The sequence below is a fragment of the Olsenella sp. Marseille-QA0557 genome, from assembly GCF_965119725.1.
Lineage (GTDB): Bacteria > Actinomycetota > Coriobacteriia > Coriobacteriales > Atopobiaceae > Coprovicinus > Coprovicinus avistercoris.
Genome location: NZ_CBCPMI010000001.1, coordinates 868,958 through 881,655, shown reverse-complemented (window position 1 = coordinate 881,655; position 12,698 = coordinate 868,958). Strand labels below are relative to the sequence as shown.

Sequence of the window (12,698 nt, the reverse complement as noted above, 5' to 3'; positions counted from 1 at the left end):
TTGCTGTATTTTGCTCCTACAAAAGAATACTCATTGCGGCATTAAAGCCGTATTAACAGCGCGAGTATATAGTATGAAATATGCTCATATCGACGGTTCTATGCAATCTTAGGGGAACGGCTTTTCCCGCTATTGATTCGGATACTTCCCCGCTATAGCCCAATCCGATACAGATAAGCTCTTCCCGAGAAAAGCAACTTTGTCCGGTGCGCTACCATGGTGGACGTGATTACCGCAGCGGATACAACAGGACTATCAGCTTTGTTAGATCAGAATAGCTTCCCCATCTCTCAAACAGACAGCTCCAAACCAGTTGTTGGGCGTTTTGCTCCAACACCATCTGGTCGCATGCATCTTGGCAATGTCTTTTCGCTCCTTCTCGCTTGGCTCGGCGCGCGGTCAGCAAATGGACGCATTGTGCTCAGAATTGAGGACCTTGATCCGCGAAGCAGCGATATTCACGCCGCTGATTTACTGCTCACCGACCTTGAATGGCTTGGGCTTACCTGGGATGAAGGACCCATTTATCAGAGTGACCATCTCGAGCGCTACCAGGATGCAGTGCAACACCTGCAAAAGGAGGGCTATACGTATCCCTGTTTTTGCACGAGAGCAGAGCTTCATGCAGCAACTGCACCACATGCGTCTGATGGCACTTACATCTACCAAGGAACCTGTCGCAATCTCTCCGCAGAAGAAATTGCGCGTAAGCTTAAGACATGCTCTGCCGCAACACGACTTCGCGTACCTGATGAAGACAGTTCAGCAGCACGTATATCCTTCGACGATCTGGTAGCTGGCATATGCACAGAAGATCTTGCTCGTGATTGCGGTGATTTTCTCGTTCGGAGAAGCGATGGTGTTTTTGCATATCAATTAGCTGTGGTTGTGGACGATGGTGATGAAGGTATAACGCAGATTGTTCGAGGACGAGATTTGCTCGGATCGGTAGCCCGACAGATGTATCTCCAGGAACTCCTAGGTTTTAGTCATCCTATCTATGCGCATATTCCACTGCTCGTTGCTCCAGATGGCCGCCGACTTTCTAAACGAAACCGTGATCTTGATATAGGAGCTTTACGGGACCAACATATTCGTCCCAAACAGATCATTGGTGCTCTTGCGCACCTTGCACATCTGGCTCCAGCAGGTGAAGAGGTAACACCCGACGACCTTATTCCTCAGTTTTCATGGGAAACAATCGCAAAACTTAATGAGACTATTACCGTAGATACCAGCCTTTTTGAATAAATATTCAAACCGTTTGTGTGCGGTTTTAAAAGATGAGTTGTCCTGAAGGCATGTTCTGGAGTATTATTCCTACGCATATCCGGAGAGCTGACCGAGAGGCCGAAGGTGCTCGCCTGCTAAGCGAGTATTCCCCTAAAGGGAATCTGGGGTTCGAATCCCCAGCTCTCCGCCAGTTGCAACTTATGTGAACCCTCGTCTGCTATTCCGGATGAGGGTTTATTTCTATTCCTCAGCGTCCTTCAAGTGTCTTCATACCATGCGTTGATTGCTCAACTTTTTTCAAACTTAATCGGACTTTTTTAACTTTTCTCTTGACACGCCTTTGACATGATGTCACTATTATCCGTGCACGCGGCGTTACCTCAGCTGGATAGAGGGTCTGACTACGAATCAGAACGTCATAGGTTCGAATCCTATACGCCGCACCACGAATTTTCGGCCGGGCTTGTCCCGGCTTTTTTTATCTTTTATTCGGACGCCAAACAACATCATTTCCAAATTCAGTGAAATAGGAGTAGCCAAGATCCGCCCTATCCATCTCATCAAGCAGGTCTACGAGTTTTGTTTCTTGTTGCTGCATTTCTTGTGAGAGCGCCCTAAAGCTGATCGACTCATCTGATTGCAGCTGAAACAGTTTCCTGAGCACCTGCAGGCTTATAACAACCCCATGTTTATGTGTTGGCGTTTGATAAACCTCTTGGGTAAGTGGTCCTTCAGTCTTCTCTATGATGGCAACGGCCTCGCCTTCGTTTGGACGAATAACTATTTGGCACTTCTCTTCTTCCAACTCTAAGGCCGCTTTCTTGTGCGTTTGCTTTTCCGCTTTAGCTGCTTGTAAAGATGTGCTTTTTGATTGAGTTGTATCGTCCACTGCTACCTCCCTCTTCGTACGTCAATTATAGCGCCTTATGAGTACAAATAGAACATGTGTTCCTTTCTTTTTTAAGAACCATATGACGATATAATCGCTTCAGAGAAAGGAGATTTTATGCCAGTTTCCGTCTTTGATTTGCACTCCGATACGCTCGATCGTCTTGCATGGCCCATTTTGCCAGGCAACCTCAACGGTGGAAGCATCACATATGAAATTGACCCACAAACACCTGTTGAGCCTGGTGTTTTACGAGATTTTGCAACGAGCCCAGGCCACTTGTCTCTCGAAGCAATGTCTGATTTTTCTTGGTGCCAGTGCCTTGCTGTATTTATTCCCGACACACTCACTCCTGAGCAATCAGTAGACTTTTTTAAGATAGTCTCAGGCACCTTAGAGGAGCACGTAAAGCGTTCGCCAGATCTCCTCGCTGTTGCACGTGAAGCTAATCAGATCGAACCCATTCTCTCCAGCGGTCGCACCTGCGGCATTCTCACCATCGAAAATGGAAAACTGCTGGCAGCACGCGATGACATGTTTGACGTTATAGCTCAGGCAGGTGTACGCATGGTCACACTCACCTGGAATGCCGCTAATCCCCTGGGTTCAGGACACGACACGCACCAAGGCCTTACTTCATTTGGCCGTCGTGCCATTGCTGAGCTTGAATCCCGCCACATCATCGTTGATGTTTCACATCTCAACGATGAGGGCTTTGCAGATGTAGCCGCTTGTGCACGTCGCCCCTTTGTTGCAAGCCACTCCAACTCTCGCGCTATTCGCGATGTACCTCGCAACCTCACAGACGATCAATTTAAATTTATTCGCGACGCTAGCGGTATTGTGGGGCTCAATTTCTGTGATTGGTTCATCAGCGCAACGAAAGATCCCACGCCGGAAGAACTCTTCGCTCATATCGACCATTGGCTTGATCTCGGCGGATCAAAAACTATTTCGCTTGGGAGCGACTACGATGGGTGTGATACACCCAGCTGGCTTGATCCCTGCACTCGCATGCAAAATCTTTTCCAGATGGCTGAAGAGCGTTACGGCGCCTACCTTGCCAAGCGACTCTTTTTCGACAATGCCTATGAGTTCTTTATCCGCAATGAAATGGACGACGAAGACGCACGTAAACAGGCCCAAGAATTAGACGAGCTTATCTGATTGCCCTGAGACTCTCATTTAAGTACGAACGTGGCCACGCCAGAAATACTCTGACGTGGCCACTTGTGAGCAAGCCTCTTAAAGAATCTTTGCTTATTTCTCCGGAAGAATGGTTTCAACGCCACCCATATATGGAACAAGCACTTCTGGCACCGTTATCGATCCATCTGCATTCTGATAGTTCTCCATAATGGCAGCCATCGTACGGCCAACGGCCAAACCAGAGCCATTCAGCGTGTGCACAAAGCGTGTGCCCTTAAACTCAGAGGGGTCCTTATAGCGGATATTTGCACGCCTTGCCTGGAAATCCCAGCAGTTAGAGCAGGAAGAAATCTCCTTATAGGCGTTATAGCTGGGCAGCCATACCTCGATGTCGTAGCACTTGCGGGCAGAGAAGCCAATGTCGCCTGTGCAAAGCGTCACAACATGGTAGGGCAGACCAAGTGCCTGAAGACATGCTTCGGCCTCTGCAACCATGCTCTCAAGCTGATTCATAGAGTCCTCAGGGCGAGCAAACTTTACCATCTCGACCTTGTCAAACTCGTGGACGCGAATAATACCACGCGTATCACGGCCTGCAGAGCCGGCTTCTTCACGGAAGCACGGCGTAAAGGCGGTATACCAAAGCGGCAGCTGTGAGCCATCCAAGACTTCATCGCGATGGATGTTGGTGAGCATAACCTCTGCTGTAGGAATGAGGTACAGATCGGGGTTAACGTGGTAGAGATCGTCTTCAAACTTTGGCAGCTGACCGGTACCAAACAGACTGTCATGATTTGTGATTACCGGAGGCCACCACTCTTTAAATCCTGCTTTTGTATGCATGTCAATAAAGAAGTTGATGAGCGCGCGCTCCATACGAGCACCCATTCCTCCGAGCAGATAAAAACGTGTACCAGCAAGCTTTACACCGCGATCAAAATCGATCATGCCGGTTGATGGGCCAAGATCCCAATGTGCCTTAGCTTCGAAATCAAACTCACGCGGCGTACCCCAACGACGAACCTCGGGATTGTCCGAATCATCTTTGCCGTACGGAACCGACGGATCTGGAATGTTAGGAATGGCGGCAACCAAATCAAAGAGCTCTTGCTCTACTTGGCTACGGCGATCATCCAACTCAGCAATACGAGTCTTATTGGCTGCAACGCGAGCTTTTGCGGCTTCCGCTTCTTCTTTCTTACCCTCACGCATAAGCTGGCCAATTTGCTTGGACACAGCATTGCGCTCTGCCTGAAGCTGCTCAACCTCGGCAATGGTAGAGCGACGAGCTTCATCCAATTCGAAGAAACGCTCGCGATCCCAATGAGCGTTTTGCCTAGACTCACAAGCTTTATCCACAATATCTGGATTTTCTCGCACAAACTTAATGTCGAGCATTGCGTTCCACCTTTTCTTGGAGCTCTATAGTGCGCAGTTTCAGGGCACTGCAAAAATCTCCACAGTGCCAGGGTTGCAAGCTTAGCTGCGCGTCAAGTATATACTTGTGTGACCGTGCGAAACTAGCGCAGAAGCGATACGCACGCTAATCAAACAAGCTGAGGGGTCAAAACTATGGACGCCATTAACAACTTTTTCACATGGCTTTTCTCAACCAGGTCGGGCGTAGTTTGCCTGCTGGTGGGCGGCATTATCATCTGCCTCATTATTGCCTTTATCCTAGAACGACGTGGCAAAAAGATGTACTACGACCATGAGGCATCAGAAGAGGATGAGGGCGGCCTGTTCTCTTTCTGGGATGACAATGACGATGATGACGAGTAGTTTTGCACGACTGTGAACCTATACAAAATAGGCCCCAGCGTTTGCTGAGGCCTTCATTTGTAATGGTGCGGGCGAAAGGACTTGAACCTTCATGAGGGAACCCTCATACGGACCTGAACCGTACGCGTCTGCCAATTCCGCCACGCCCGCGTGCACAGGGAATTTTAGCGTCTCTTGGCAATCTTCGCAAGCGGTAAATCGGAGATAACGCACTTCAATCGAACGGAGATACCGTGCGGAACAGTTCTTCTCACATCCCTTCAAAAGGTGCGACGCATCACAGCGTGCGCGCTCATACAGTTGTGCGTCAATCGCCAATCTCCCAGGAACAGCTTGAAGAGCAGGCGCGAACACTTTTAGGCAGATATCGTGTTCTAGAAACTCGTGGAACAGGCGGTTTTGGCACGGTAGAAGTGTGTTGGGATACACGTCTTCAGAGGCGGGTTGCCATTAAATGCATGCCTCTTGGCAATCTTGACGATGATCTTGCCGCCTCCACCGTTGACGAAGCCTTGAGTGAAGCGCGTTATGCCAGCCGTCTTTCTCATCCCAATATTGTTGGTGTCCATGATTTTGAGTGGGATGGCGAATACGCCTATCTCGTGATGGAGTATGTCGACGGGCTGACCCTTGCTGAGCTGCTTGCACGCGTAGAAGGTGGTGTGCTCACACCCGATGAGTGCTCGTATCTGTTGAGCAACCTTGCTTCTGCACTTGAATATGCCCACAAGAACCGCGTGCTTCACCTCGATATCAAGCCGGCAAACATTATTATCGATCGCTCGGGCGTGCCAAAAATTGGAGATTTCGGCATGGCAACCCTCGCCTCAGCTACCGGCTATGGCGACGCTCGAGGCGGCACCGTCGGGTATATGCCTCCCGAACAAATTCAGGGCGAGCTTGTGGACGAACGTTGCGACTTGTTCGCTCTTGCCGTCTGCCTTGTGCAAGCGCTTACCGGCAAACGTCCTTTCGCGGCTCCAACAGCCGAGCAATCCTTGCGCCTCATTTCTCGCGGTGCCACCGAAGCACTTGCACAGATTCGTCTTGAATGCGGGCATGAAGCCGCCGACGCACTCCAAGCTGCGCTGGAGCCTACGCCAGCCTATAGAACTCCATCGGTTGAACAGTTTGCCGCAGAGGCAGTACCAGCTCTTGGAAATAGTGACAATGGCCTCGCTTCGCTCCAAGACCTTCTCGATCAGCTTGATGATGAAGATGAGGGAACTGGCGCTGTGTACCATGGCGTCCGGCTACCTCTTGCCGAGCGCGCACCATGGCTTCCCTCTCTTATTGTGCGTACTGCTTCGGCCTGTTTATGTGGCTGGGCTGGATGGCTTGCCGCAAGCACGCTCGTTCTTCCTGGTGTGGTTCCAACAATCCTTGCGATTGGTATTTGCACCCTTTGTGGAGCTTTGCTTCCACCTCTTGGATCGGGCTTGGCACTTGCTTGCATTGCTGTTTCTTTTGCTATGGGCGCCACTGGGCCCGCTCAGGCCACACTCACGCCAATAGGCGCTTTTGCACTTATCGGCCTCGTTATTGCTCTTGGTGCCTGGTGGATTTTTGTCGCCCGCACAAAAAATGAAAGTATTTGCGCACTTCTGTTCCCCTGTGTTCTGGGACAACCCATAGCCTCGGTGGCCCTGAGCGCCGCAGCACTCAACCCACTCCAGGCGGGAGCAACGGCTGCTCTCTCATGGTTTCTTTCTCAGGCGCTTTCTGCACACCTCATTAACACCGAAACGCTCGCTTCAGCGCTAATGAGCATCATTACTACACCTTCAAACTTACTTGAAGGAATCACCCTTGTTCTTGCTGCAGCTATAGGAAGTATTTTTGCATCTAGAGGAAAGACAAGCTTAGCAATTACTGGTCAAATTGCCGCTTTTCTCATTGCGCTTGGAGGGCAACTTCTCGTAGGACGGGTGGAGAATGGCGGTATATGGGTCGCTCCGGAAGCCGTGCCAGTGGCTGTTGCGGTACTCTTGTGTGTGTTTATGTGCGTCACTACGGTCTCGTTCGGACCGTCTAACGCCAGGCAGGAGACATAACGATGAACTTCTTCAACGTATTCGAGGATCGTATTGCGAGCGTGTTTGGCACCTCGCCACAGGGTTATACCGAGCCATTTTCCTTTAAGAAGCTTGCCAAGCGCGCAGCTAAGGAAATGGAAAAAGAGACCTACGTCATCAACGGGGTGGATACTGCCCCGGGTCTGTATACCATCCTTGTTTCATCCGCCGATGATGCTGTCATGCGTCCGCTCTATGGCGCGCTGACCAACGAGATTGCTCAGTTCGTTGAGGGGCAAGCACAATCGAAGGGCTACACCTTTGTAGGAGAGCCGCTTGTGCGCTTTATGGTTGACCCCTCACTGCGCAGTGGCAAATTCTCCGTATTTGCCGAGAATGTTGATGCGCGTACCCTCGGACGCCTGCGCGCCGAAGAGATTAGCTTTCTCGAGAAGGCGCCGGATCTTGCAGAGCAGCGCTCTGCTGCTGCAGCTCGCCGCCAAGCACCATCCCCCACACCGCGCAGCTCCGCTCGTGCGCGTGTTCCGCAAGTTGCCGTTCCTCCTCAAGAGCCTGTGCCCACTCCTCCTGCGGTACCACAAGAGTTTGCGCCTGAGGCGGATGGACTTGATGTGCTTCCTGCAAACGAAGTAAATAACCCCATGCTTCTTTCAGAACACGCAACGCCGCAGCCTGTCCCGAATCCTGTTGCAGCACCTGTACCTCAAACGGTGCGCCGTCCTTCTCAGCAACAGGAGCCCGCACAAGCCTCTGCGCGTCCGGCTGCCCCTGCAGCTGCCTGCATGCTTATCGATCGCAAAACGGGTCAGACCTACAATGTCACCAGCCCACGTGCAATTATTGGCCGTGAGCGCAATCGCGGTGGCGTGGTACTGCGCGACCCGAATGTCTCACGTCGCCACGCAGAGCTTTCCTACGATGGTCGCACGTGGAGAATTGCCGATTTGAATTCCACCAATGGCACACTCGTGAATGATGTGGATGTTGACGAGTGCGCCCTTCGAAGCGGAGACCTCATCACGCTGGGTCTCACGAACTTAGAGTTCCGGGAGAACTAGCATGATTGATCTCGTCTTATTTGCAGGCCGCATTCTCTTGGTAGTTTTGCTTTACCTGTTCCTTTTTACCGTCATGAAGACAGGAATTGGACTGGTAAAGGGCCAGCGTACCGATGCCGCCATTTGGTGTGTCGACATCGAGAAAGGCCCCAAGCAGCTGCGCGGCTTGCATCTTGACGTACTCGGCCCTGTTGTGGTGGGCCGCTCACCATCTTCAGACATAACCATTGCAGAGCCCTTTGTTTCTTCTACCCACGCTCGGTTTACCATCCAGGGGCCAGCGCTGGTGGTTGAAGACCTGGGTTCAACAAACGGCACGTTTGTAAACGGACATGCCATAGGACAGCCTGTAACTTTGCGTGATGGTGACGAAGTACAGGTAGGAGACACCATCATGAGAGTTGGCCGGCGATGAACGACACAACGTCTAAAACAGAACCGGTTAATGCCCCTGGCAGCGAAACTGTACCGGTAACCTCTCGCAAAGGTGCTGACGTGGACACTGGCTCCGCAGGCAGACTCGCCTGGGGAGCACGTTCCGATGTCGGCCTTGTGCGTGACCATAACGAAGATGCCTTTTTGGTACATGCCCCACTCTTCTGTGTGTGCGACGGCATGGGCGGCCATGCCGCTGGCGAAGTTGCAAGCGCCATTGCAGTGCGTTGCATAGCAGAACACGCTCCGGTTACGGCAGACGATGTCTTACTCGGCACCGCTGTTGAGCTTGCCAATGCCGCCATTATTGAAGGGGCGGCTGAAGGCGTTGGCAAACCGGGAATGGGTTGCACTGCCACCGCTGCTGTTATTGAGAATGATCATATGGCCATAGCGCACGTGGGAGATTCGCGTCTGTATGTGCTTCATGCAGGCTCACTCGTGCGCGTAACACATGACCATTCCTTTGTAGAAGAACTCGTTGACGCGGGAGAGATTACGGCCGACGAGGCGCGTGTACATCCCTCGCGCTCTGTCATTACCCGTGCACTTGGCTCGGATCCCGACATGTATGCCGACCACTTCACGCTCGATGTGGCCCGCGGTGACCGCATTATTCTCTGTTCAGACGGACTGTCCTCTATGGTGCCCGACAGCATCATTGAGGAACTTGCGGTCTCTTCAGCTACGCCTCAGCAAGCTGCCGACAATCTTGTTGCAGCCGCTCTTGAAGCCGGTGGCCATGACAATGTCACTGTTATTGTTATTGATGTGCAGGACGATGGTGCTTCTGAGCTCGTGCGCAAGCGTCGCCGCCGCGCAATTATTGGCTGGATCTTAGGCCTCTTCATAGTGGCTGCCGCGCTTTTCGCTTTTCTCTTTTTCTATGTCTCAAATTCTTGGTATGTAGGTATAAACAATGGTAACGTCGCCATTTACCAAGGTGTTGAAGGTAATTTCTTGGGTATTTCTTTTTCCACACTCGAAGAAACAACTACTGTGCGGGTACAAGACCTTCCTGAGGCAACACAGGTCTCCCTTCAAAACGGTATTGAAGTTGCAAGCCTAACGGATGCCCAAGCAACCATCAGAAGTTATCGCGATCAAATTACCTCTGAAAAAGAGCGGACGGCAGAAGTTGCCAATAGCGCTCAGTCACAAGGTGCTGGTACTTCCCAACCGCAAGAAGCAAATCAGACCGCTCAGCCAACTGTTTTGGGGAGGGTGTATAACCATGAACGCCTACGCGGCCACCACCCCCTCTTCTCACGCTGTTAGCCGTCGCAGCACTGAGCTTTTGCTGCTCTGCGCTGCTGCGCTGCCGGTACTTCTCATTTACGCCATGTATGTTGTAAATACAGGGACTGAGCTCAGCGTGGCTACCCTTGGGGTTCCCCTCGGGTTGTTGGGCGCATTTGCGGTGGCACACATAGCCATTCGTTTTCTTGCTCCTGGAGCAGACCCTGCGATTTTGCCCATCGTGTTCGTACTTTCTGGCATAGGCGTCACATTCGTTACGCGTCTTGCTCCAGATGAAGCCGTTGGCCAAGTTATGTGGCTTTTTCTGGGTGTTGTTGCTATGGTCGCCACCCTTGCTGTCGTGCGAAGCCTCGACGCTTTTACCCGCTACAAATACACCATTGGCCTTGCCGGCCTTATCTTGCTCATACTTCCAATGATTTTGGGTGTAGAGATCGGCGGCTCTAAGCTGTGGTTGCGCATAGGCTCCCTCACATTCCAGCCTGGCGAAATTGCAAAGATTCTTGTTGTTATCTTTTTAGCAAGCTACTTGTCAGAGAACCGAGAACTGCTTTCAGCATCCAGTCGAAAGGTTGGTCCTTTCACCATTCCACGTCTGCGCATGTTTGCCCCAATGTTTGTGATGTGGGGCGTCGCGTTGCTCATCGCGGTATTTGAACGTGATTTGGGAAGCGCAGTTCTGTTCTTCACCATCTTTGTAGTGATGCTTTATGTGGCCACTGGGCGCGCTTCGTATGTTGTGGTCTCACTTGCATTGCTCGCTATTGGTGGCGTGTTTTGCTACATGCTTTTCAACCACATTCGCGTGCGTTTCCAGATCTGGCTTGATCCTTTTGCCGATCCCTCCGGTTCCGGCATGCAGATTGTACAGTCACTCTTCTCGCTTGCCGATGGCGGCCTTATTGGCTCCGGTATTGGTAAGGGCATGCCAACACTCATTCCTGTTGTAGAGTCCGACTTCATCTTCTCTGCTATCGGCGAAGAAATGGGTCTTTTGGGTGGAAGCGCCATTTTGATTCTGTTCATGCTGCTCGCAGTCCGCGCGCTTGCCACTGCGGCGCGTGCAAAGTCAGACATGGCTGCCTTCACCACGGTCGGCCTTACCACATCCCTTTCTTTCCAGGCCTTTCTTATCGTTGGTGGCGTTACCAAGCTTCTGCCACTAACTGGCGTTACGCTGCCCTTCATGAGTCAGGGCGGTAGCTCGTTGCTCTCCAGCTTCATTATTGTTGGACTGCTGCTTCGCGCCGGCGATGAGGGCACAGGCAGAGGCGAGCAGTTGTTGGGAACCGGTACCGCAACTGGCGAAGCTGTTCGCGCGCCCGGTGGCTCACGTTTTGCATCTGTGGCTCATGGTAGCCATGTGCGAGGCGGCTTTGGCTTACTCACACCCGAGTCAGGCGTGCTTGGCCGTGTAGCACTTGGCCATCGTCTCACGCGCCTCATTACCTTCTTCACGCTGCTCTTTGCTGTTCTTGTCGCCAATCTCACCTATATCCAGGTGATTCGCGCAGAAGAGTATCAGCAGATGCCTAACAACAATCACACGATTGCTCGCAGCGCCTATATTCAGCGTGGCTCAATCATCACATCTGATGGTGTCACGCTTGCTCAAAGTGTGCAGCAAGCCGACGGTACCTATGTGCGCACATATCCATCTGGCAATCTGGCCGCACATTCTGTTGGCTATCTCTCAACGCAATATGGCGCAACAGGTGTTGAGGCATCTATGAACGACACCCTTACCGGTCATGCAGACTATTCCAACTGGATGTCGGCTTTGAATTCCCTTGCGGGTATAGAAACGCCGGGCAATTCGGTTGTTCTCACCATTGATTCACGTATTCAGCAGGCCTGCGAGGATGCACTCCAGGGACGAGTGGGAGCCATTGTTGTTCTTGATCCGTCCACCGGAGCAATTCTGGGCAAAGCCAGCTCACCAAGCTTCTCGTATGACAATATCTCGTCGGTTATCGAGAGTAATGACGGTTCAGGTGCTCTTCTCGACCGCACTACGCAGGGCCTCTATGCTCCTGGATCAACCTTTAAGGTTGTAACTATGGCAGCCGCTCTGGACTCGGGCCTCATGACCCCAGATACCTCCGTTGCTGCTCCTGCTGCAACTACCATTGGAGGCGCGCAGGTCACCAACGACCATGATGCCGACTACGGAACCATTAGTCTTTCACGCGCGCTTGCCGTTTCTTCTAACACGGCCTTCGGACAAGTGGGCGTTGATGTTGGTGCTGATAGGCTCGTAAGCTATGCCAATGCCTTTGGTTACGGCACTTCTTTAGGTCAGGATTTCTCCTGTGCCACGTCGCTCATGCCGGTACCTTCCGAAATGACCGAGTGGGAAACTGCCTGGGCAGCTTGCGGACAACCTGTTGGACAACACGATAGCCCCGCTGGACCTCAAACGACCGTTATGCAAAACGCTGTTATTGCTGCCGCTATTGCAAACGACGGCATCGTTATGGATCCCTATCTTGTGGACCACGTGCTTTCACCAGAAGGCGCCACGGTTTCCACCACGCAGCCCCGCTCGCTTGGACAAGCAATCTCGAGCTCAACCGCCCAGCAACTCAAAGAGTCTATGCTCGGTGTTGTTGAAGACGGTACCGGTACAGCAGCTCAGGTGAGCGGCGTACGTGTTGCTGGCAAGACAGGAACTGCTCAGGTTTCTGATGGGGTTATCAATTCGCTTTATATTGGCTTTGCTCCCTATGACAAGCCTACGCTTGCCATATCAATTTGCGTTGAAGGCAACGGCGAAGACATCGAAGGCCTTGCCGCTGAGCTTGGTGGACAAGTTATGGCTACCTCGCTTGCCGTGCAATCAGAGGGGGCATAAGG

The 12,698-nt window shown here is 51.9% G+C and carries 10 protein-coding genes and 3 tRNA genes; 10 read left to right on the top strand and 3 right to left on the bottom strand.

Annotation, left to right across the window (positions count from 1 at the left end; all coding sequences use genetic code 11):
* Positions 1-216: 216 nt before the first annotated feature.
* The 3 genes from gluQRS (at position 217) to ACQY6Y_RS04000 (ending at position 1,679) form a co-directional block, all read left to right on the top strand.
* On the top strand, positions 217-1,251 hold the full coding sequence (gene gluQRS / locus ACQY6Y_RS04010; protein WP_428379022.1) for a tRNA glutamyl-Q(34) synthetase GluQRS: 1,035 nt from the start codon (positions 217-219) through the stop codon (positions 1,249-1,251).
* An 81-nt stretch (positions 1,252-1,332) separates the two neighbouring features.
* A tRNA-Ser gene (locus tag ACQY6Y_RS04005) sits at positions 1,333-1,423 on the top strand.
* 179 nt (positions 1,424-1,602) lie between these two features.
* Positions 1,603-1,679: transfer RNA gene (locus ACQY6Y_RS04000), tRNA-Arg, on the top strand.
* 32 nt (positions 1,680-1,711) lie between these two features.
* On the opposite strand, the gene ACQY6Y_RS03995 is transcribed toward ACQY6Y_RS04000, so the two are convergent.
* Positions 1,712-2,122, bottom strand: a complete 411-nt coding sequence (locus ACQY6Y_RS03995; protein WP_428379021.1) for a hypothetical protein — start codon at positions 2,120-2,122, stop codon at positions 1,712-1,714.
* Positions 2,123-2,239: 117 nt separating this feature from the next.
* Here ACQY6Y_RS03995 and ACQY6Y_RS03990 point away from each other — a divergent pair, with 117 nt between their 5' ends.
* Complete coding sequence (locus ACQY6Y_RS03990) at positions 2,240-3,289, top strand: dipeptidase (RefSeq protein ID WP_428379020.1); 1,050 nt, start codon at positions 2,240-2,242, stop codon at positions 3,287-3,289.
* 93 nt (positions 3,290-3,382) lie between these two features.
* On the opposite strand, the gene serS is transcribed toward ACQY6Y_RS03990, so the two are convergent.
* Positions 3,383-4,669 carry a serine--tRNA ligase gene (serS, locus tag ACQY6Y_RS03985; protein ID WP_428379019.1) on the bottom strand — a complete coding sequence of 429 codons (1,287 nt, stop codon included), beginning with the start codon at positions 4,667-4,669 and terminating at the stop codon, positions 3,383-3,385.
* A 174-nt stretch (positions 4,670-4,843) separates the two neighbouring features.
* Between serS and ACQY6Y_RS03980 the strand changes: the two genes are divergently transcribed.
* Positions 4,844-5,053, top strand: coding sequence for a DUF6724 family protein (locus ACQY6Y_RS03980; protein ID WP_428379018.1), 210 nt, complete (start codon positions 4,844-4,846; stop codon positions 5,051-5,053).
* 63 nt (positions 5,054-5,116) lie between these two features.
* On the opposite strand, the gene ACQY6Y_RS03975 is transcribed toward ACQY6Y_RS03980, so the two are convergent.
* Positions 5,117-5,203 (bottom strand) — tRNA-Leu (locus ACQY6Y_RS03975).
* Positions 5,204-5,286: 83 nt separating this feature from the next.
* Here ACQY6Y_RS03975 and ACQY6Y_RS03970 point away from each other — a divergent pair.
* From ACQY6Y_RS03970 to ACQY6Y_RS03950, 5 genes are all read left to right on the top strand, one after another.
* Positions 5,287-7,107 carry a serine/threonine-protein kinase gene (locus tag ACQY6Y_RS03970; protein WP_428379017.1) on the top strand — a complete coding sequence of 607 codons (1,821 nt, stop codon included), beginning with the start codon at positions 5,287-5,289 and terminating at the stop codon, positions 7,105-7,107.
* 2 nt (positions 7,108-7,109) lie between these two features.
* The gene (locus tag ACQY6Y_RS03965) at positions 7,110-8,147 is read left to right on the top strand and encodes an FhaA domain-containing protein (RefSeq protein ID WP_428379016.1); all 1,038 of its coding nucleotides are present in this window, start codon (positions 7,110-7,112) and stop codon (positions 8,145-8,147) included.
* A gap of 1 nt (position 8,148) precedes the next feature.
* Positions 8,149-8,562, top strand: coding sequence for an FHA domain-containing protein (locus ACQY6Y_RS03960; protein WP_428379015.1), 414 nt, complete (start codon positions 8,149-8,151; stop codon positions 8,560-8,562).
* Between the two features lie 80 nt (positions 8,563-8,642).
* Positions 8,643-9,860 carry a Stp1/IreP family PP2C-type Ser/Thr phosphatase gene (locus ACQY6Y_RS03955; protein ID WP_428379014.1) on the top strand — a complete coding sequence of 406 codons (1,218 nt, stop codon included), beginning with the start codon at positions 8,643-8,645 and terminating at the stop codon, positions 9,858-9,860.
* Entirely contained in the window at positions 9,817-12,696 is a 2,880-nt protein-coding gene (locus tag ACQY6Y_RS03950) for an FtsW/RodA/SpoVE family cell cycle protein (protein ID WP_428379012.1), read from the top strand. The genes ACQY6Y_RS03955 and ACQY6Y_RS03950 overlap by 44 nt, the downstream gene beginning before the upstream one ends.
* Positions 12,697-12,698: the final 2 nt, after the last annotated feature.